At 71.1% G+C, this 19,572-nt stretch carries 16 protein-coding genes, 2 tRNA genes, 1 pseudogene and 1 riboswitch; of the genes and pseudogenes, 9 read left to right on the top strand and 10 right to left on the bottom strand.

Features of this window, described 5'->3' with window-relative positions; translation table 11 throughout:
• Positions 1 to 68: 68 nt before the first annotated feature.
• A complete protein-coding gene (locus tag AB0I18_RS35160; protein WP_363109729.1) occupies positions 69 to 2,168 on the bottom strand; it encodes an asparagine synthase-related protein in 2,100 nt (699 codons plus the stop codon).
• Positions 2,169 to 2,939: 771 nt separating this feature from the next.
• On the opposite strand from AB0I18_RS35160, the gene AB0I18_RS35155 reads away from it, so the two are divergent.
• The 4 genes from AB0I18_RS35155 to AB0I18_RS35140 all read left to right on the top strand — a co-directional run bounded on the left by AB0I18_RS35155 (position 2,940) and on the right by AB0I18_RS35140 (position 8,179).
• Entirely contained in the window at positions 2,940 to 4,364 is a 1,425-nt protein-coding gene (locus tag AB0I18_RS35155) for an MFS transporter (protein ID WP_363109728.1), read from the top strand.
• A 212-nt stretch (positions 4,365 to 4,576) separates the two neighbouring features.
• Positions 4,577 to 5,788 (top strand): L-2-hydroxyglutarate oxidase, encoded by a 1,212-nt coding sequence (gene lhgO / locus AB0I18_RS35150; protein WP_363109731.1) that lies wholly within the window; start codon positions 4,577 to 4,579, stop codon positions 5,786 to 5,788.
• 111 nt (positions 5,789 to 5,899) lie between these two features.
• Positions 5,900 to 6,733, top strand: coding sequence for a tRNA (guanosine(46)-N7)-methyltransferase TrmB (gene trmB / locus AB0I18_RS35145; RefSeq protein ID WP_363109727.1), 834 nt, complete (start codon positions 5,900 to 5,902; stop codon positions 6,731 to 6,733).
• Positions 6,734 to 6,868: 135 nt separating this feature from the next.
• A complete protein-coding gene (locus AB0I18_RS35140) occupies positions 6,869 to 8,179 on the top strand; it encodes a PrsW family intramembrane metalloprotease (protein ID WP_363109726.1) in 1,311 nt (436 codons plus the stop codon).
• 41 nt (positions 8,180 to 8,220) lie between these two features.
• On the opposite strand, the gene AB0I18_RS35135 is transcribed toward AB0I18_RS35140, so the two are convergent.
• The 4 genes from AB0I18_RS35135 to AB0I18_RS35120 form a co-directional block, all read right to left on the bottom strand.
• Positions 8,221 to 9,165, bottom strand: a complete 945-nt coding sequence (locus AB0I18_RS35135; RefSeq protein ID WP_363109725.1) for an aldo/keto reductase — start codon at positions 9,163 to 9,165, stop codon at positions 8,221 to 8,223.
• A 63-nt stretch (positions 9,166 to 9,228) separates the two neighbouring features.
• A complete protein-coding gene (locus tag AB0I18_RS35130; protein WP_363109724.1) occupies positions 9,229 to 10,281 on the bottom strand; it encodes a M23 family metallopeptidase in 1,053 nt (350 codons plus the stop codon).
• Between the two features lie 11 nt (positions 10,282 to 10,292).
• A riboswitch (cyclic di-AMP (ydaO/yuaA leader) is annotated at positions 10,293 to 10,448 on the bottom strand.
• Between the two features lie 357 nt (positions 10,449 to 10,805).
• Positions 10,806 to 10,879 (bottom strand) — tRNA-Met (locus tag AB0I18_RS35125).
• A gap of 92 nt (positions 10,880 to 10,971) precedes the next feature.
• Positions 10,972 to 12,114: a dihydrofolate reductase family protein gene (locus AB0I18_RS35120; protein ID WP_363109723.1), complete on the bottom strand. Its 1,143-nt coding sequence runs from the start codon at positions 12,112 to 12,114 to the stop codon at positions 10,972 to 10,974.
• Positions 12,115 to 12,241: 127 nt separating this feature from the next.
• On the opposite strand from AB0I18_RS35120, the gene AB0I18_RS35115 reads away from it, so the two are divergent.
• From AB0I18_RS35115 to AB0I18_RS35105, 3 genes are all read left to right on the top strand, one after another.
• Complete coding sequence (locus AB0I18_RS35115; protein WP_363109722.1) at positions 12,242 to 12,775, top strand: MarR family transcriptional regulator; 534 nt, start codon at positions 12,242 to 12,244, stop codon at positions 12,773 to 12,775.
• Between the two features lie 124 nt (positions 12,776 to 12,899).
• A complete protein-coding gene (gene ribA, locus AB0I18_RS35110) occupies positions 12,900 to 13,526 on the top strand; it encodes a GTP cyclohydrolase II (protein WP_363109721.1) in 627 nt (208 codons plus the stop codon).
• A gap of 225 nt (positions 13,527 to 13,751) precedes the next feature.
• Positions 13,752 to 14,330: a DUF4352 domain-containing protein gene (locus tag AB0I18_RS35105; RefSeq protein ID WP_363109720.1), complete on the top strand. Its 579-nt coding sequence runs from the start codon at positions 13,752 to 13,754 to the stop codon at positions 14,328 to 14,330.
• 110 nt (positions 14,331 to 14,440) lie between these two features.
• Here AB0I18_RS35105 and AB0I18_RS35100 read toward each other — a convergent pair whose 3' ends face one another.
• Positions 14,441 to 14,758, bottom strand: a complete 318-nt coding sequence (locus AB0I18_RS35100) for a hypothetical protein (RefSeq protein ID WP_363109719.1) — start codon at positions 14,756 to 14,758, stop codon at positions 14,441 to 14,443.
• On the bottom strand, positions 14,758 to 14,961 hold the full coding sequence (locus tag AB0I18_RS35095) for a hypothetical protein (protein WP_363109718.1): 204 nt from the start codon (positions 14,959 to 14,961) through the stop codon (positions 14,758 to 14,760). The genes AB0I18_RS35100 and AB0I18_RS35095 overlap by 1 nt, the downstream gene beginning before the upstream one ends.
• Before the next feature lie 286 nt (positions 14,962 to 15,247).
• On the opposite strand from AB0I18_RS35095, the gene AB0I18_RS35090 reads away from it, so the two are divergent.
• Entirely contained in the window at positions 15,248 to 15,520 is a 273-nt protein-coding gene (locus AB0I18_RS35090) for a GntR family transcriptional regulator (RefSeq protein ID WP_363109717.1), read from the top strand.
• A gap of 118 nt (positions 15,521 to 15,638) precedes the next feature.
• The gene (locus AB0I18_RS35085; protein WP_363109716.1) at positions 15,639 to 16,307 is read left to right on the top strand and encodes a class I SAM-dependent methyltransferase; all 669 of its coding nucleotides are present in this window, start codon (positions 15,639 to 15,641) and stop codon (positions 16,305 to 16,307) included.
• Between the two features lie 103 nt (positions 16,308 to 16,410).
• Here the strand turns inward: AB0I18_RS35085 and AB0I18_RS35080 are convergent.
• The 3 genes and pseudogenes from AB0I18_RS35080 to AB0I18_RS35070 form a co-directional block, all read right to left on the bottom strand.
• Positions 16,411 to 16,483 (bottom strand) — tRNA-Lys (locus AB0I18_RS35080).
• Between the two features lie 144 nt (positions 16,484 to 16,627).
• Positions 16,628 to 16,981, bottom strand: a pseudogene (locus AB0I18_RS35075) (amino acid permease); the annotation flags it as partial.
• A 102-nt stretch (positions 16,982 to 17,083) separates the two neighbouring features.
• On the bottom strand, positions 17,084 to 19,378 hold the full coding sequence (locus tag AB0I18_RS35070) for a DEAD/DEAH box helicase (protein ID WP_363109715.1): 2,295 nt from the start codon (positions 19,376 to 19,378) through the stop codon (positions 17,084 to 17,086).
• Positions 19,379 to 19,572 lie beyond the last annotated feature (194 nt).

The raw sequence follows: 19,572 nt of genomic DNA, 5'->3' as shown, positions 1-19,572 counted from the left end.
GCGGGGGTCTGGGGGCGCAGCCCCCAGGGGACGGGTATGGGTAGGGGCGGCGGGGGCGAAGAAAAGCCCTATCCCCTCCGCGCGCCCGCCCCCAGCGCCCCCTGCTGCGGTCGGATCCCGGCCGGGACGGCTCGTTGCCGGGCGGGGGTGCCCGTCCAGCACGTCCCCCGGCGGTCCAGCAACCGCCTGAGCCACAGTTCCAGGGACACCAGGTCCGCGAGGCCTTCCAAGGGGAGGGGCTCTCCGTCGGCCGCCGCCCGGAGGGCCTTGCGGACGACGCGGGCCTCGACCAGGCCCGCCTGGGCGAGGAGCGGCGTGTCGAAGAGGGCGATCAGGTCGTCCACGGCGACCCGGAGCCCGGTGCGGGCCGCGGCCGCCGAGGACGCGTGGGAGGGCGCGCCCCAGCCGGGCGGGAGGTCGGCGACGCCGGCGCCCTCCAGGACCGTACGGAGAATCGCGGCACGCGCGCCGGGCCGCACGCGCAGCGCCTCGGGAAGGGCGCGGCAGGCCCGTACGACCTGGTTGTCGAGGAAGGGGGCGTGCAGGCGCTGGAAGCGGACCTCGGCGGCCTGTTCCAGGACGCGCAGATCGGCGGCGTGCCGGGCGAGGGCCGAGCGCGCGCGGAAGTCGCCGGGACGCTGGCCGGGGCCGACGCTCGCCCGGGTCGTCGCCCCGGTCAGGCGAACCGATACTTCAGCGAGGGCCTCGCCGGTCAGCCAGCGTGCGGCGGGCCCGGGTCTGGCCCACGTGAGTTCGGCGAGCGACACTCCCACGGCACCTCCCGGTCCCTCGAACCGCCTGTGCAGCAGGCGGTCCGCGAGTCCTTGGATGCCGACGAGATAGGGCGTACGGGAGAGCTTGCGGGCCGCGCCGTACACGCGCGCGGGGACCATGACCATGACGGATCCGTCGGCTTTCGCCAGCGCCGCCACGGGGCGCACGAGATGACGTCGTTTGCGGTCCATCAGCAGGTCGGCGAGGCGGGCCGGGTGCGCGTCCAGGACCTGGCGGGCGCCGTAGCCCGTGAAGTGGTCCGCGCTGCCCGAGGCCAGGCGGGCGCGGTGCCGGGCGGCGGACACGAGGGAGGGGCCCGGCTCGTCCGTCAGCGGGCCTTCCAACTCGGCGTAGGGGAGGACCTCTTCGCCGCCCGCGACCACCACGTGGTGCAGCCGGGGGTTGGCGGCCAGGGTTCCGGCCCGCTCCAGTTCCGCCTCCCGGCCCTTCACCGCGAGGTCGTTGAAGGTGACGGCGAGGAGGCGTTCGCCGGCGCCCGTGCCGTGTCCCAGGACGGTGCCGGGCGCCCCGGGGAGACCGGCGGCCAGCAGGGCGAGCGTTCCCGAAGCGGGTCCTCCGGAGAGGTCGGCTCCGATGCCGGGGACGGGCATGCCGCGGGCCGCGCGCCGCTCGGCGGGGCCCATCCCGGGGACGGGACCGGGGTCGATGTCCGCGCCGGGTACGTGCCTTGGGGCGGCGAGCCGGGCCCGTACGGCCTCTACGAGGGCGTCGCGTATGGCGTCGACCGCGCTGTCGGGGTCGGCGGACGGGGCCGCGACGGCGAGGGAGGCCACCTGCTCGTACCCGGCGATCTCGCGTGCGCCCGCGCGCAGGATCAGCGCGTGGCCGGGCGGGATGCGCCGTACGCCGTCGTAGGGGGTCGAGTCGTGGAGTGCGGCCGGTACGTCGGGAGCCGCGAGCAGGGCCGCCAGGTGCCCGAAGTCCAGGTTCGCCTCGATGAGGTCGGCGAGCGGGAGGGCGGCGGTCGAGTAGGCCGTGCCGCCTGCCCAGGGGGTGTAGAACACCGGCCGCGCGCCCGCCAGATCACCGCAGACCATCAGCCGGCGGCCCACCTGGACGACCGCCGTGTAACTGCCGGACCAGGCCGTCAGATGCCGAATCGCCCCTCCGCGCGCGGCGAACAGGCCGACGCGCAGTTCCTCGTCGGAGGCTCCGCAGGTGCCGAGCACCGCGATGCGGTTCTCCTCGTCGGCCTTCACGACGCGCACCTCGTCGGGGCGCCAGTCGCCGACCGCCCAGAGCGGATCGGGGTCACCCCACAGGAGTTGGGACCCCACCGGGTGCACCGTCTCGCCGTCGCCGCCGGTCGCGCCCGCCGAACCGATCTCGCGCGCACGAGCGGCGGTACTGCTCCATCCCACCAACCACCGCATCGCCGCCTCCACAGGCTGTGGACAACCAGTGCACCGTACGAACTGGCACCATGCTGCCACGAAGAAAGCGCGCCGGAGGGCCTGTAGGGCCGCTTGTGCTCCCGGAGTGCGCCCCTGGGAGATGCCCACCATGAAGCGAACGCACGCGCGAGGAAAGGCGATCGCGAAGAATTTACCCTGCGGCTACGACGCGAATGCGCCCCCGGTACGCTCCCCAAAAACAACCAACGCGCCCTCAAGTCCCATGGTGGGAGGGATATTTGACTCCCGAGGGCAGGGGCGATATTCAGCCAAATCGGTGATGGACAGCCGGGCTCGCACACGCTCCGTACAGGCTGTGCGCAACGCACAGTCCGGGAGGCGGAGTCCGCCTCCCGGACCGGTCCGCCGCCCGCGGGGATGTAGGCGGCGGTGTCCCCCAGCCCACTGGATCCAGTACAGCGGGCCGACCCACGCATCATCCATGGAAGCGCTCCCGCGATGGCCGGAGAAGAGCGCACGGACGGGCGCACGGCCACACAGCGGGAGCACGGCACAACGCTCCGTGCTCACTCCCGGACCACATTCCCGCCATCCGGAACAATGCCCCTTAACGCTTGGGATGCGGCGAACTACCCTGTGTTTGCCTGTGTTTTCGCGGGAGGCATATACCTGAGGGCTCGGCCACGTGCTTTTGCGGGTGGGGTTCCAGGGGTTGGCTCCTGGGAAGACGCAGCACGAATGCCGCGTGGCTACGCCCGCGCGGCAGCCGTCTGTGTCGAGGGGTGGCGCATGTCCAGGGAGCAACGCGGGCCGAACGAAAAACTCGGCGCCGTTCTCGCCCTCGCGGGAATCAGCAACGCAGGACTCGCCCGACGCGTCAACGATCTTGGCGCACAACGCGGGTTGACTCTTCGCTACGACAAGACGTCGGTGGCGCGCTGGGTGTCGAAAGGCATGGTGCCGCAGGGTGCCGCGCCGCACCTCATCGCCGCGGCCATCGGCCAGAAGCTCGGCCGCCCGGTACCGCTCCACGAGATCGGTCTGGCGGACGCGGATCCCGCACCGGAAGTGGGCCTCGCCTTCCCTCGTGACGTAGGACAGGCCGTGCGGTCGGCCACCGAGCTGTACCGGCTCGACCTCGCCGGGCGCCGGGCCGGCTCCGGCGGCATCTGGCAGTCGCTCGCCGGATCGTTCGCAGTGAGCGCATACGCAACTCCCGCGTCCCGGTGGCTGATAACTCCCGCCGACAGCTCGGTGGCACGCGACGCGAACCCGGGCGAGGGCTCCGGAGCACCGCAGAAAGTCGGCCACAGCGACGTGCTGAAGCTGCGGGAGGCCGCCGAGGACGCCAGGCGCTGGGACTCCAAGTACGGGGGCGGCGACTGGCGTTCGTCCATGGTGCCGGAGTGCTTACGGGTGGAGGCGGCACCGCTGCTCCTCGGCTCGTACTCGGACGAGGTGGGCCGCGCGCTGTTCGGGGCGTCCGCCGAGCTCACCCGGCTCGCGGGCTGGATGGCCTTCGACACCGGTCAGCAGGAGGCCGCCCAGCGCTACTACATCCAGGCTCTGCGGCTCGCGCGCGCGGCGGCGGACGTCCCCCTGGGGGGCTATGTCCTCGCCTCCATGTCGTTGCAGGCGACCTACCGCGGATTCGGCGACGAGGGCGTCGATCTCGCGCAGGCCGCACTGGAACGCAACAGAGGGCTGGCCACCGCCCGCACGATGAGCTTCTTCCGGCTCGTCGAAGCACGGGCCCACGCGCGCGCGGGTGACGCCCAGGCGGCCGGCGCGGCGCTGCGGGCGGCGGAGGGCTGGCTGGAACGGGCCCGTGACGGGGACCACGATCCGTCCTGGCTCGGCTTCTACTCGTACGACCGCTTCGCGGCCGACGCCGCCGAGTGCTACCGCGATCTGAAGGCGCCCCGCCAGGTCCGCCGTTTCACGGAGCAGGCGCTGTCGAAGCCGACGGAGGAGTTCGTACGCTCGCACGGGCTGCGGCTCGTCGTGTCGGCGGTCGCCGAGCTCGAGTCGGGCAATCTGGACGCGGCGTGTGAGCAGGGCGTGCGGGCGGTGGAGGTTGCGGGGCGCATCTCCTCCTTCCGCACCACCGAGTACGTGCGGGATCTTATCCATCGGCTGGAGCCGTATGGCGACGAGCCGCGGGTGGTGGAGTTGCGGGAGCGGGCGAGGCCGTTGCTTATGGCTCCCGCCTAGGCGCCGGGTCCCTGAGCGTCTGCCTGGCTGGTGTGGTCTTGGGGGTGCGGGTTGTGTGTGGCTGGTCGCGCCCACGCGGCGGAGCCGCACAATGTCACAGCCTCGCGCCCCTGAAGGGGCGCGCCTGCGCGGCCGGCGCCTTCACACCGTCTTCCGGGTTTGAGCGCGTTGTCAGTGGCGCAGTGCACTATCGGAGGCGGGAGGTGGAGCAGGTGGTGCGGGAGATCGCTTACGACTGTGACGTGCTCGTGATCGGCGGCGGGATCGTCGGTCTGTCGACGGCGTACGCGATCACGCGTGCCGCGCCGGGCACGCGGGTGACGGTGCTGGAGAAGGAACCCGGTCCGGCCCGCCACCAGACGGGGCGCAACAGCGGGGTCATCCACAGCGGGATCTACTACCGCCCGGGCTCCCTGAAGGCGCGGTACGCGGTGCGGGGCGCCGCCGAGATGGTCAAGTTCTGCGCCGAGTACGGCATCGCGCACGCCGTCACCGGCAAGCTGATCGTCGCCACCGAGCGGGACGAGCTGCCCCGGCTGCACGCACTCGTACAGCGGGGGCGGGAGAACGGGATCGCGGTGCGGGAGCTGGGCGCCGCCCAGATCGAGGAGTACGAGCCCGAGGTGCGGGGGCTCGCCGCGATCCACGTCGCCACGACGGGCGTGTGCGACTTCGTGGGCGTCGCGCGGCAGCTCGCGGAGGCCTCGGGGGCGGAGATCCGGTACGGGGCGCGGGTCACGCGCATCGACCGGCGCCCCGACCTCGGAGTCGCCGTCCGCACGGACGACGGCACGGTCGTCCGCGCGCGCGTCCTGGTGAACTGCGCCGGGCTGCACTGCGACGAGATCGCCCGCCTCGCGGGGGACGAGCCCGGGATGCGGATCGTGCCGTTCCGGGGCGAGTACTACGAGCTGGCGCGGCCCTCACTGGTGAACGGGCTGGTGTATCCCGTACCCGACCCGGCGTTCCCCTTCCTCGGCGTGCATCTCACCCGGGGCATCGACGGCGGCGTCCACATCGGGCCGAACGCGGTGCCGGCCCTGGCCCGCGAGGGCTACGACTGGCGGACCGTACGGCCCCGCGAGCTGGGCGCGACACTCGCCTGGCCCGGTTCCTGGCGGATAGCCCGCCGGCACTGGCGCTACGGCGGCGGAGAGCTGCGCCGCTCGGTGTCCAGGGCGGCCTTCACCAAGGCGGTGCGCCGGCTCCTGCCCGCGGTGACCCCGGACGACCTGGTACCCGCCGCCGCGGGCGTCCGTGCCCAGGCGGTGCTCAGAGACGGCACGCTGGTCGACGACTTCCTGATACGCGAGGGCGCCCGGACGGTGCACGTCCTGAACGCCCCGTCCCCCGCGGCCACCGCCTCCCTGCCGATCGGCCGAGAGGTGGGCCGAAGGGTGCTCGCGACACTGGCCCGCGCCTGACGCCTGAGGGCCTGTTTCCGAGGCGTCAGGGCCGATGCCGGACCGGGCCGCACCCCCGCCCCCGCTCCACCCCGAGACCCTCCACCCCGAGACCCGTAAAATCGACTCACTGTGTCTGAGTCCCCTCTCACCCCCGATGCCCCCGGCCACCCCGACGGCCCGCCCCTCGACGCGCCGCGGCGGCAGCGTGCCAAGGGGGAGCCCCGCTTCCCCGACGGACCGCAGCCCGATCCGGCCGGTTCGCACTTCGACCGCCGTATCCGCAGCTTCCAGCCGCGGCGGAGCCGGGTGACGCAGGGGCAGGCGGACGCGCTGCAGCGACTGTGGCCGAAGTGGGGGCTGGACATCGACGGGCAGCGGGTCCTCGATCTGCCGGAACTGTTCGGCGCCGACCTGCCGGTGGTGCTGGAGATCGGCTTCGGGATGGGCGAGGCGACCGCGCGGATGGCCGCCGAGGACCCCGGCACCGGGATCCTCGCCGTCGACGTGCACACCCCCGGCCAGGGAAACCTGCTGAACCTCGCCGACCGCGGCGGCCTGTCCAACATCCGCGTCGGCAACGGGGACGCGATCATCCTGCTCCGCGAGATGCTCGCGCCGGACTCGCTGGCCGGACTGCGGGTCTACTTCCCGGACCCCTGGCCGAAGAAGCGCCACCACAAGCGGCGCCTGATCCAGCCGGATTTCCTCACCCTCGCCGCGTCCCGCCTAAGGCCGGGCGCGCTGGTGCACTGCGCGACGGACTGGGAGCCGTACGCCGAGGTGATGCTCGAAGTCCTCACCGCGCATCCGGATTTCGAGAACACCCAGCCGGACGGCGGTTTTGCGCCCCGTCCCGACTTCCGCCCGCAGACCCGTTTCGAGACCCAGGGTCTGGACAAGGGACATGTGGTGAACGACCTGCTCTTCAGCCGCGTACCTCACAACATCACCCGGGCCCCGTAGGGGCGCGGGGAACTGCGCGCTCAACCCCCACAACCCGCACCTCACAACCCACGCACTCCACCCCCCACCCAGTCGGCCCGACCCAGCGGAGCGCAACGTCGCGGCCGGAGCCCCTCCCTCGTTAGGGTCATTGCCGTGGCCACCTTTCCTCCGCATCCACCGACCCCCGGCTCCCCCGCCGGAGGCACCGGTGCCGGACGGCCCGCGCGTTGGTGGCAGCGCACCTGGGTGCGCTACGGCGCGCTGATCACCCTGCTCACCCTCTCGGGCCTCGTCATCCTGGCCCTCGTCCGCGAACAGACCGGCACCGAGGGCTTCTTGGTGGGCCTCGGCCTCGCCGTACTGCCCGTCCCGCTCCTCATGGCCGCCTTCCGCTGGCTGGACCGGGTGGAACCGGGGCCCTGGCGGAACCTGCTGTTCTCCTTCGCCTGGGGCGCCTGCGCGGCCGCGCTGATAGCGATCGTGGCCAACAGCTTCGCGACCAGATGGATAGCGACGGCCACCGCGGACCCGACCAGCGCCGACACCCTCGGCGCGACCGTCATAGCGCCCATCGTCGAGGAGTCGGCGAAGGCCGCCGCGGTCTTACTCGTCTTCCTGTTCCGCAGACGGGACTTCACCGGAATCGTCGACGGCGTGGTGATAGCCGGGGTCACCGCGACCGGCTTCGCGTTCACCGAGAACATCCTCTACCTCGGCACCGCCTTCGGCACCGACCAGCTCAGCGGCGACACCGGCATCGCCTCCGTCACCGCCGCGACCTTCTTCGTACGCGTGATCATGTCGCCCTTCGCGCACCCGCTGTTCACCGTGCTCACCGGCATCGGCTTCGGCATCGCCGCCCTCTCGGCGGACCGCCACCAGGTGCGCCGCGTGCTGCTCCCGCTCACCGGACTGCTGCTCGCGATGGGCATGCACGCGGTCTGGAACGGCTCGTCGGCCTTCGGCGAGTACGGCTTCTTCGCGGTGTACGCCGCGTTCATGGTGCCCGCGTTCGGGCTGCTCACCTGGCTGGCCATCCGGACGCGCCAGCGCGAACTCGGCACGGTGCGCGCCGAACTGCCCGCGTACGCCATGGCCGGCTGGCTCACCATGCCCGAGCCGTTCGTCCTCGGCTCGATGAAGGCACGGCGGCTGGCCCGCGACTACGCCGCCCACAACGGCGGGCGGGCGGCGGGCCGGGCCGTCGAGGAGTACGAGGCGTACGCGACGTCTCTGGCGTTCCTGCGCCACCGGGGGCGCCGCGGCCGCGCCGGCGCCGACTTCGTCGTCCGCGAACGGGAGCTGCTGCGGGAGCTGTGGGCCCGGCGCGACGTGGCCCGCCCCGCGCTCGCCTACGCGGCCCGGGTGACGGCTCCGACGCCGGTACCGCCGCCGTGGCCGGTGTACGGGTACCCGTACGGGCAGGCGGCGCCGCATCCCGCGTACAACCCGTACCTTTCGTAACTCCCGAGCCCTCCGCTGCGTCAGGCAGCGGTCCCGTCAGGTCAGGCGGAGGCCGCCGTCAGCTTCGCGAGGTCCGCGTCCGTCAGTGTCAGGTCGGCCACCCCGAGCAGCGCCGGAAGCTGTTCGAGGTTGCGGGCGCTGGCGATCGGCGCCGCCACCGTCGGGCGGGACAGCAGCCAGGCCAGGGCGACCGTCGCGAGCTCGGCCCCGCGCTCCTGCCCGACCTCGTCCAGCGCCGCCAGGACGCGCCGCCCCCGCTCCGACTCCAGATACGCGCCCGCCGCGCCGGCCCGGGGGCTGTCGATCTGGACCCCCGGCCGGTACTTGCCGGTGAGGAAGCCCTTGGCGAGCGCGGAGTACGGCACGACGGCCAGCCCGCCCCGGGAGGCGATGTCCTGGAGCGGGCCCTCGTAGGTGTCGCGCGAGACGAGGCTGTAGTGGGGCTGCAGCGCGACATACCGCGCGAGGCCCTCGCGGTCGGAGAGGTCGAGGGACTCCTGGAGCCGCTCGGGGGAGATGTTGGAGGCGGCGATCGCCCGCACCTTGCCGGCGCGCACCAGCTCGTCCAGAGCCGTGAGGATCTCCTCGACCGGCACCGAGGGGTCGTCGAAGTGCGTGTAGTAGAGGTCGACGTAGTCGGTCCGCAGCCGCCGCAGCGACGCCTCGACCCCGCCCTTGACGGTCCCGGCGGACAGCCCCTTGTACTGGGGATGGCCGCCGACCTTGGTCGCGATCAGCATGTCGGCCCGATTGCCGCGCGCGGCGAGCCAGTTGCCGATGACGGTCTCCGACTCGCCGCCCTCGTTGCCGGGCGCCCAGGCCGAGTACACGTCGGCGGTGTCCACGAAGTTCCCGCCCGCGGCCGCGTACGCGTCGAGCACGGCGAAGGACTGCGCCTCGTCGGCGGTCCAGCCGAAGACGTTGCCGCCGAGGGCGAGCGGGAAGACCTCGAGGTCGGACGAACCCAGCTGGCGAAGAGAAGTCATACGTAGGTCAACGACCGTACCGGACGGCCGTATTCCGTACGCACAGAGCCGGAGAGCCGGGCCTTACGGGTTGAGCCCCTTGCTCCGCATCCACGCCATCGGGTCGATGCCGTCGCCGCCGCTCGTGTGGACCTCCATGTGGAGGTGCGCCCCGGTGACGTTGCCGGTCGCGCCCACGCGGCCGATGACGTCGCCCGTGTTGACCTTCTGCCCGACGCTGACGCTGATCGACGACTGGTGGGCGTACCAGATCTCCGTACCGTCGTCGAGCGTGAGGACCGTGCGGTAGCCGTACGACCCGTTCCAGCCGGCCTCGGTGATCGTGCCGGTGTGGACGGCCTTGAGCGGCGTCCCCGTGGGAGCGGCGAAGTCCAGGCCCGTGTGCTGGCCGGAGGACCACAGCGAGCCGGACTGACCGAAGGTCGAGGTGATGGTGTACGAGGAGGTCGGCAGCGTGAACTGCTTGGCGAGCTCGGCGAGGCGCGCGGCCTCGGCCTTCTCCTTGGCCTCCTGGTCCGCCTTCTTCTTGGCGGCGGCGATCTTGGCCCGGGCGGCGTCCCGCTCCTTGGCGGCCTGATCGGCGGCGGCGGCCTCGGCGGCCTGCTGGGCCTCGCGGTCCACCTGGTCCTGCTGCTGCTCGGCCTGGAGCATGATCCGGGAGCGCAGGGCCTCGCCGGCGTCCGCGGTGCCCTGTTCGGCGTCGGCGGTGGTGGTCAGGCCCGCTGCGGTGAGCGGCGTGCCGGCCTCCTCGGCGGAGTCGTCGTCCGAGATCAGCGAGCCCACGTTCGGCAGGTCGGGCATCGAGATCGACACCGGCGGCTTGCCGGTCTGCGCGGTGGCCATGCCGCCCGCGCCGACGGCGGCTATGACACCGACGCCCAGAACGGTCGAGCTGCGTGCGAGTCCTCCGCCGCGCTGCTTGGAGACGCGGTGCTTACCGCGTACGGGACGGAGGGAATCCGCGGTGGGATTCCACTCCTCCCAGGTGTCCTCGTCCTTGCGGATGCCGTAGGCGAAGACGTCGAGCTTCTTCTCACCCGAGGTCTCGCCAGGTGTTTCACCCGACAACTCGCTTGGTGCGAACGAGGGTTGGGGAGCGGGGCGGTTGGACGCCACGTGGGCGCACTCCTTTCCTTCCTTCTCGCCTACCGGGTTAGCTGACGGGTTCGGAGCAGGAAGGTCTCCTACGCGCGTCAACCGCGGTATCCTCACCGCGAATAACGCCCGATTCACCCCAATTAGTGGTTCCCCGGTTCCCTTGCGGGATTCGGCACGTGCACACGGAGCCGACTCTTGTGACGGCTGGGACGACCGCGCTGCGTTATCGAACGTTAATAGACGCGGGTACCGGATTCCAAGCTGTTCCGAGTGATCGTTAAGGCTCTTGGCCTGGACTTACAGGTCATGAGCGGTTCAAACCGGGCGAGTTGACCCGCAATCGAGGGTGATCCCTATGGTGATGGTGTGTCAGTTGTTATGCGCAGGGGCGTCATTCGACTACCACGGGTGATATAGCGGCCATGGAAGCTCACGGCCGTCGTACGGCGATCAGCGCCATGGCGGTCGGCGCGCAGCTCCATGTCGGCCGACGAAAATGACTTGAGGCCGGAATCCAATGGATTCCGGCCTCAGGCCTTCAGTAGCGGGGACAGGATTTGAACCTGCGACCTCTGGGTTATGAGCCCAGCGAGCTACCGAGCTGCTCCACCCCGCGTCGTTGAACTCAACTATACGCCATCTGCGGGACCCCCAGCACCACGGTTTACGTCGCCCGCCCTTCACCGGGGGTTTCGGCTGGGGCAGGGGTCAGCCGAGGAGGTGGCGGTTGGGCGCGGTCGCCCGCTCCTCGTACTCCGGGAGTACGAGGACGGTGGCGCCCTCCGCCGCCAGCAGCCCGCTGCCGTCCGCGGCCGCCACGAACGTGTCCGGCTCGCGCCAGGCCGTGACGACCCGGCGCACGCCCGCGTCGAGGATCAGCCGGGCGCAGGGTGCGGGCCGGGAAGCACGGCGGGCGCACGGCTCCAGGCTGCTGTAGACCGTGGCGGTGGCGAGGCGCGGGTCGGCGGGGCCGAGCTTGGCGAGCGCTGCCTCCTCGGCGTGCGACACCGGGTCGGACTCGCGGGAGTGGCCGCGGGCCAGCTCCGTACCGTCGGCCGCGACGACGACCGCGCCGACGCTGAACGCGGTCCGCGAGGGCGGGCAGTCGGCGGCGAGTTCGCAGGCGAGCCCCAGCCAGTGCCGGTCGGCGGCGGTGGCGAGCGGACCGGCACCGGGGGCGGTGGGCACGTACCGCATGAGGACCACGTCTCCGACGGGCCGGGTCTCGACCAGCCGCATCCGGTTGCGGGGGCCGCCCGGGTATCCGCCGGGCCCGAACAGCCGTGGCGCGTCCGGCTGCCCCACGACGAGCGGTGCGAGGGCGAGCTGCAGCTCGTCCGCGAGCCCCTGCCGGAGGAGCTGGGTGTGCACCCGGCCGCCCCCTTCGACCATGAGGCGCCGGACGCCGCGTACGTCGTGGAGGTGCGCGAGTACGGCCCGCCAGTCCAGCTCGGGGCCGACGGGGACGACGTCGACGCCCAGGCCGTGCAGGGCTTCAGCGGCCCTCCGGGCGCCCTTGTCGGACGTGTAGACGATCTTCTCGCCGCCGGTGGACCAGAAGTTCGCGGCCGGGTCCAGGTCGCCGCTGCCGCTGACGGTGACCTTCAGCGGGTACGCGGGCCGGCCGGCGGCGACCCGGGCCGCGCGCCGCTCGGCGGAGTTGACCAGCAGCCGGGGGTTGTCGGCGCGCAGGGTGCCCGCGCCGACCAGGATCGCGTCGGACTCGGCCCGCACCTCGTCGACCCGGTCGAAGTCGGCCGGCCCGGAGAGCAGCAGCCGGTCGGGCCCGGTGTCGTCCAGGCAGCCGTCGAGGGAGACGGCGGCGGACAACAGGACGTAGGGGTGAGGCATGAACGCGCTTCCTTTCGGACCTTGCCTGATCTTGTCGGACCTTGCGTTTTCGCGTTCGGACTTCGCGAAGGCGAGCCGGGACAGGCCTGGGCTTGGTTCAAGTTTGAAACAAACCTACACTGGGTGCATGACGACCCGCTGGCTCACTCCCGAGGAGCAGCGCGCCTGGCGCGCGTACGTCGCAGCCTCCCTGCTCCTGGAGGACGCGATCGACCGGCAGCTCCAGCAGGAGGCCGGCATGCCACACCTCTACTACTCCATCCTGGCCAACCTCTCCGAGATGCCGGGCCGCCGTCTGCGCATGACCGATCTCGCCGAGAAGCTGAAGATCACCCGCAGCCGCCTGACGTACGCGGTGACCCGCCTGGAGAAGGACGGGGCGGTACGCCGCGAGGGCTGCCGCAGCGACAAGCGGGGCAGCCTGGCGATTCTGACGGACGAGGGGCTGGCCGTCCTGGAACGCACGGCGCCCGGCCATGTCGAGACGGTCCGCACGTCCCTCTTCGACAATCTCACTCCGGAGCAGGTGGGACAGCTGGAGGACATCTGTACGGGGATCGCGCGAGGCCTGGAGGGGGACGACCCGCAGGCCATGCCGGACGACGTCCCGTGGCGCCGCCGCTCCTCCACGACCACCACGACCACCACGAACTGCACCTGAGTCGCAGCACACTCTTTGCTTCAATTTTTAAGCATGTCCTCAAAATGTGGGGTAGGGTCTCGATTCGAGGATCTGCTTCAAAACTGAAGCAGATAAGAACCTGGACCTGGACCGGAGTACCCGCATGCCCGACTACCCCGCCGCCACCCCGCGCGCACGCGTCCGGGTCCCGCTGCGCTTCCACGACGGTTACAGCGTCGACGCCGAACTGGTCACCTTCCACGGCCTGACCGACGGCCAGGAACACGTGGCCGTCGTGCTCGGCACCCCGTCCGCGACCCCGCTGGTCCGCCTCCACTCCGAGTGCCTGACCGGTGACGTCTTCGGCTCCGCCCGCTGCGACTGCGGCCCGCAGCTGCGGGAGGCGGTCGAGCAGATCGCCACGCGTGGCGGCGTGCTCCTCTACCTCCGCCAGGAGGGCCGGGGCATAGGCCTCTACAACAAGCTCGACGCGTACGCCCTCCAGGACCAGGGCCTCGACACCTACGCCGCCAACACGGCCCTGGGCCTTCCTGAGGACGCCCGCGACTACACGGCGGCGGCCCAGATGCTGACGGCACTCGGCATTACGGAGCTCGACCTCCTCTCCAACAACCCGGACAAGGCGGAACAGCTCCGCTCGCTGGGCATCGACGTCCAGCACCGCGTCCCGACGGGCGTCTTCACGACGGCCCACAACGTCCACTACCTGCGGGCGAAGGTCCTGCAGACCCAGCACACGCTGCCGCTGGCGGAGCTTACGGCGGGCTAACGGCCTGGCCAGGCATACGGTCGATCGAGGCTTCGCCGTGCGGGTGATACGGGACGGACGCACGCTGAGAGCATGAACACCAGCCCTCCCGACGGACCTCCCGAGGGCCCACTCCAGCCTCCGCCGGGGAGTCTTCGGTCTCCCCCTCCACCTCGTCGGCCAAGGCCGGCCCGAAGAGTCCTCACTCATGCGGCCGCAGTCACCGTGGGCCTGATCGTCGGAACAGTGATCGGTTTTGCCGCCGACCGCCCCACGGACGAAGCCCAGCAGCCCACCGAGACCGTCACCTCGACATCCACCGAGCAGACCGTCACCTCGACACCCACTGACGAGCCCGCTACGTCGACACCCACCGACGAGACCACCCCCAAGCAGGACGGCAGTCTCAAGATGGGCGCCAAGATGGACATCGTCGACGCCGGGAAAAACCTCCACATGACTGTCCAAGCCGTGGAGTATCAGCAGCCCTACAAAGGCCCTCAGCCCCAGGCACCCGAGAACTTCCAGGGTGGCGACGTCTGGGCAACCGCCGAGGTCAAGGTGTGCAACGTCGACGGCGCGAGTATCACCGTCAGCCAGTTCCCCTGGTCCCTGGCGTACAAGGACGGCACGAGCATCGGGATCACCGGTTCCTCCGGCGGAGACATGCCCAAGCCGGAGTTCCCGATGGACAAGACCCTCAAGTCCGGCCGTTGCGCGGCCGGCCTCATCGCCTTCCCGGTATCCGGCGAGAACACCCCAGAGTTCGTCGTCTACGACCCCGAGGAAGGCGAACCCGCCGAGTGGGCGATCAATAAAGGCTGACACAAGAGGTGCGCCCCGCGGCCGGGGCGCAAGACGGGCGCCCTTACCGCCGCCCCCTCGCCACCGCCGTAGAACCGCAGGGCTGCGCTCCTGCCTCGATGTAGCCGGTCTCAGCTCCTGGGCTCCTCACTCACCTCAGCGTCCGGCACAAGCAGGCGCATGCCGCGGGACTCTGCGACCCGCAGCACATCGCTCAGGCACTCGGCGAGCCGGAGCCCCGCGTAACGCACCTCGGTGTACGGGGACATGGGGTCGTCCAGCACCTTCCGGGCATGGCCGAGCACGTCAGCGCCCATGGCCAGTTGCACGGCTTCCATCTCGTCGGCCAGGCGGGACAGGTACCCGCCTCCGTCGCCCGGCACGAGAAAACACGGCTTGCCCTCCGGGGACGGCCACGGCAGCAGGCGGGGCGCGATGACAGGTTCCATCAGGCGGCCACCTCCCTCGCGCCGATCAGGTGCTGGTCGAGATCGATCCCGAGATCGGCGGCGAGCACCAGGGCGATCCGACGTCGACGCTGGCGCGCGCGTTCCTGTTCGTGCGCGACGAGGTAGGGGCGCGCCAGGGCGGTCGCGCCGCCGTCGAGCGGGCCGTCCAGTCCGTATGGGGAGCGGTGGGCGGGGAGTCGCACGGTGGCAGGGTGGGGCGTGGTCGGGCGCTGGACTGCTGGCGAGGCGGGTCGGGCCCCTGCTCGACGCCTTCCCGTGCCGGGGGCAAACACGAGTCGCAGCCATTGGACAGCCTGGCCGATAAGGTCGTGCACGTCGACGCTCCTTACTGAGCGTTGGCCATGCCCCGGGAGGTCTAGCCACCTCGCCGGGGTCTTCTGTTCCTTTGAGGCTACGGCAACTTGTCACCTGTTGTCATGTGACTACACATGACGAGATGCACTGTCGCAGGTTAATTAGGGTCGAGATATGACTGTCGACCTCGAAGGCCCCGAACCGCTGTACGAGCAGATCGCGGTCATACTCACCGCGCGGATCGCGGACGGCACGTACGAGCCTCGCCGTCGGGTCCCCTCGGAGGCAGCCATCTGCCAGGAGTTCAACGTGTCACGCCCGACCGCCCGAGCGGCCATCCAGCTCTTGGGCCAGCGCGGCCTCATCGTCACCGTGCGCGGGAAAGGGTCGTTCGTTGCCGAGCGGCCTGCCGCCGATGCGTCCGAGGGCGACGGCTCCGCCGACTGAGGTATGGCCCTGGCCCACGATCGGTGTCACGCGATCACCCCCTTCGCCCGCTGCGCATAAGACACTCCAGCCGTCCGGTGTCGGTGCCGGGCGGCTGGTCTCATGAGTGGAGCAAGTCGTGGCAGACACGAGCGTGGCGTGGGACACCTACTCCGCCCAGCGGCCCGAGCGCCGGGCGGTCAACTCCTGCGGCGACACGACATGGTTCAACTGGACCCAGTACCCGGACCACGGCCCGGGCGCAGAGGTGCTGGGTCTTCCGGCTCACGGCCGCGTCCTGGACCTCGGATGCGGGAAGGGCGGCAATGCCGCGCATCTGGCGGCCTTGGGAATGGACGCCGTTGGCATCGACGTCTCGCAAGCGCAGCTGCACGCGGCTGAGGAACGCTGGGGCAGTGTCGGCGGCCTGGCCCTGCACAAGTCGGAGGCCGTCACCTTCTTGCGAAGGGCGGCGGACGTGTACGACGCCGTGTACTCGGTGTACGGGGCGGTCTGGTTCACCGATCCGGCCGCGCTCCTGCCCGCCATCCGTGAGCGTCTGGAGCCGGGGGGCACGCTGGCGTTCTCGCAGCGGCCGGCCGTGGAGGGCTGCTACGGCTGCCAGGCCTCGTACATCCCGCGCGGTGCCGACGAGGACCCGCTCGTTGTGAAGCGTTGGGACTTCGAGCCCGCGGCCTGGGAACGGCTGCTGAAGGAGTACGGCTACACGGAGGTGCGGGCGGAGGTACTCGCTGCTCCGCCCGGCAGGCGGAAGGTGGGCACGCTCATCGTTCGGGCGCGCGCCTGACCGAGGGTCCACTTCGATAGAGCGTTGACGGAGCTGCCGATGTTCGGGCCCCGGAACACGACAGAGCCCCGTTTCAGATCACCTCTGAAACGGGGCTCTTCCGTAGACCCTGTGGGACTCGAACCCACAACCAATGGATTAAAAGTCCACTGCTCTGCCAATTGAGCTAAGGGTCCGCGCACCGACCCGCGTCGGTGCCCGCACCGGACCGTGCCGATGCAGGAACGAGCATAGCCGGACGCGGCCGGGAGTCCGATCGGGTATCGGGGTCCCGGCCGCGCCGAGGGAGCGGAAAGGGGGCGGAGCGGGCGGAACCGGAGCTACGGGTCGAGTGGTTCCGGGGCGCCCGCGCGGGCAGCTTCTCGGGCGTGGGTGCGTTCGTGGTCCGGGTTGAGGAAGCAGTGGCGGGCCGAGGCGAACCACCAGATCGCGGCGAAGCAGAGGACGGCCAGGACCGCGAGCGGGGCGTAGTTGAAGGTCTCCCAGGTGACTGGCGAGAGCTGGGGCAGCATGAAGAGGGCCGTGATGACACCCACCCAGGAGACCGCGACGATCCCGATCGGGCGGGACCAGCGGCCCAGGTGCCAGGGGCCGCGTTCGAAGGCGTCCCCCTTGCGGACCCGCAGCAGCGTCGGGATGACGTACGCGATGTAGAGGCCGATCACGGCGATCGACGGCCTGCCGTTCCACGGACTGCCCGGGGGAATGCCGAAGGGCCCGGCCGACCGAGGTCGTCCGGGCCCTTCGTGTGCTGCTCAGTGAGTGCTCACCGCACGTCAGCCGTTGCGCTTCCAGCGCGGCTTGTCGTCGCGGCGCCCGAAGGTACCGGTGCCGGTTCCCGTGCCGGTTCCGGCGCCACGGTGGTCGTCACGACGGCCGGACGGGCGGTCGTGGCCGCCGGAGCGGAAACCACCGGTGGGGCGGTCGCCCTGGCGGTCGCGGTTGAACGGACGGTCGCTGCCTCGGTGGCCGGCCGGACGGTCGTCACGACGGTCACGGTTGAAGCCGCCGGAGCCACCCGACGGACGGTCGCCCTGGCGGTCGCGGTTGAAGCCGCCCGACGGACGGTCGTCGCGGCGGAAGCCGCCACGGTCGCCGCCGCGCTCGCCGTCACGACGGTCATCGCGACGGAAACCACCCGAGCCACCCGACGGACGGTCGTCACGACGGTCGAAGGAACGGCCGCCACGGTCGTTGTTGTCGCGGTTGAAGCCACCCGACGGGCGGTCGTCACGACGGTCGCGGTTGAAGCCGCCCGAGCCGCCCGAGGGACGGTCGTCGCGGCGGAAGCCGCCACGGTCGCCGTCACGGCGGTCGTCCCGACGGAAACCACCCGACGGACGCTCGTCACGACGGTCACGGTTGAAACCACCACGGTCACCGTCACGACGGTCATCGCGACGGAAACCACCCGAGCCGCCCGACGGACGGTCGTCGCGACGGTCACGGCGCTCGCGCTCGTAGTTGCCCCGCTCGTCCCGACGCGGACGCGACTCCTCGCGCGCCGGCGCCTCGGCGGCCTGCGCCGCCGACTGCTCGGCCACCGCGGCGGCGGCCGCCTCGACCACGGCGGCGGCCTCGGCCAGCGCGGCCTCCGGGTCGTCGCCCCGCTCGCGCGCGGCCCGCGCGATCAACCGGTCGGCCTCCTCGCGCAGCTCGCTCGCACGCCGCTGCGCGCGCTCCAGCTCCTTGGCGAGCTGCGAGACCTCACGCTCGGCCTGCTGCGCGGCGTTGACCGCCGACTCGGACTGGACCTCGGTCATCGACCGGGCTCCGGTGATGTCGGCGACCTCCGGGTCGAAGGCCGCACCGCCCTGGATGATGTGGCGCGTGGCGTCGACGCCCGCGTCCTCCATCTGACGGAAGATCTGGCGGCGCTGGTGCGGCAGGGAGAGGGACACGACCGTGCCGCTCTTCCCCGCACGGGCCGTACGGCCGGAGCGGTGCAGGTAGTCCTTGTGGTCGCCGGCCGGGTCCACGTTCAGGACCAGGTCGATGCCGTCGACGTGGATGCCGCGGGCGGCCACGTCGGTCGCGACGAGCGCGTTGACGTAGCCCTTCTTGAAGTCCTCGAGCACGCGGGTACGCGCGCCCTGCGTCATGCCGCCGTGCAGCGCGTCGGCCTTCACACCGGAGTCGCAGAGCTGCTCGGCGATGCGGTCGGCGCCCAGCTGGGTGCGGACGAAGATGATCGTGCGGCCCTTGCGGGAGGCGATCGCGGCGGTGACCGGCGCCTTGTCCTTGGGCTTCACGATGAGGATGTGGTGGGACATGGTCGTGACGTTGCCCTGGGCGCTGTCGACCTCGTGCGTGACCGGGTTGGTCAGGTAGCGCTTGACCAGCGTGGAGATCTCGTTCTCCATCGTGGCCGAGAACAGCATGCGCTGGCCGCCGCCCGGGATCTGGTCGAGCAGCTCGGTGACCTCGGGCAGGAAGCCCAGGTCGGACATCTGGTCGGCCTCGTCGAGGACCGCGACCTCGACGTTCGCCAGGGAGCAGGCGCCGCGGTTGATGATGTCGCGCAGCCGGCCCGGAGTGGCGACGAGGACGTCGACACCGCGCTCCAGGGCGTAGATCTGGTTGCTCATCGACGTACCGCCGCAGACGACCTTCATCTTCAGGCCGAGTACGTCGCCGTACGGCTGGAGGGCGTCCGCGACCTGCATCGCGAGCTCACGGGTCGGCGTGAGGATGATGCCGCGGGGCTTCTTCTTCTCGGTGTGGCCGCCGGACAGCTTGGTCAGCAGCGGCAGACCGAAGGAGAGGGTCTTGCCGGAGCCGGTGCGGCCACGGCCGAGGATGTCCTTGCCGGCCAGGGCGTCCGGGATGGTGGCGGCCTGGATCGGGAAGGGGGCGGTCACGCCGTTCTGTGCGAGCTTGCGCACGATGCCGTCGGCGAGGCCGAGGGTGCCGAAGGTGACTTCGGGAGTCTCGGGGGTCTCAGGAGCCTCGGGGGTCTCGAGAACCTCGGGCGTCTCAAGAACCTCGGCCACGGTGATGGCCTCGGGCTCGACGGCCGCGTCCCCGCTGTTCTCGGGCACGACGACGTGATCAGTACTGGAAATGGACATGCGAATGCGAAACCTTCCGGAGTCTCGTCGGCACGCGCCCGTCAACTCCGTGATTTCGCAAACGACCGCCTCAATGCGGTCAGCCACGGCAAGGGAGAGTACGCGCCACGCGGCGCGCTCTGCTGCGGCGCCGGGCAATAGGATCAGACGATCTACCACCATACGCACCCTGCACCCCCGAGGGCAAATCCGGC

The sequence above is a fragment of the Streptomyces sp. NPDC050704 genome (genome assembly GCF_040654355.1).
Lineage (GTDB): Bacteria > Actinomycetota > Actinomycetes > Streptomycetales > Streptomycetaceae > Streptomyces.
The sequence above is the reverse complement of the archived record's forward strand: the minus strand, read 5'-3'. Positions and strand labels throughout refer to the sequence as shown.

Excerpts from the sequence above, each read along its gene's own strand:
- AB0I18_RS35090 (WP_363109717.1), top strand. The coding sequence starts at position 15,248 with ATGACTGTCGACCTCGAAGGCCCCGAACCGCTGTACGAGCAGATCGCG.
- AB0I18_RS35135 (WP_363109725.1), bottom strand. The coding sequence starts at position 9,165 with ATGACTTCTCTTCGCCAGCTGGGTTCGTCCGACCTCGAGGTCTTCCCG.
- AB0I18_RS35070 (WP_363109715.1), bottom strand. The coding sequence starts at position 19,378 with ATGTCCATTTCCAGTACTGATCACGTCGTCGTGCCCGAGAACAGCGGG.
- AB0I18_RS35100 (WP_363109719.1), bottom strand. The coding sequence starts at position 14,758 with ATGGAACCTGTCATCGCGCCCCGCCTGCTGCCGTGGCCGTCCCCGGAG.
- AB0I18_RS35120 (WP_363109723.1), bottom strand. The coding sequence starts at position 12,114 with ATGCCTCACCCCTACGTCCTGTTGTCCGCCGCCGTCTCCCTCGACGGC.
- AB0I18_RS35115 (WP_363109722.1), top strand. The coding sequence starts at position 12,242 with ATGACGACCCGCTGGCTCACTCCCGAGGAGCAGCGCGCCTGGCGCGCG.
- AB0I18_RS35160 (WP_363109729.1), bottom strand. The coding sequence starts at position 2,168 with ATGCGGTGGTTGGTGGGATGGAGCAGTACCGCCGCTCGTGCGCGCGAG.
- AB0I18_RS35155 (WP_363109728.1), top strand. The coding sequence starts at position 2,940 with ATGTCCAGGGAGCAACGCGGGCCGAACGAAAAACTCGGCGCCGTTCTC.
- ribA (WP_363109721.1), top strand. The coding sequence starts at position 12,900 with ATGCCCGACTACCCCGCCGCCACCCCGCGCGCACGCGTCCGGGTCCCG.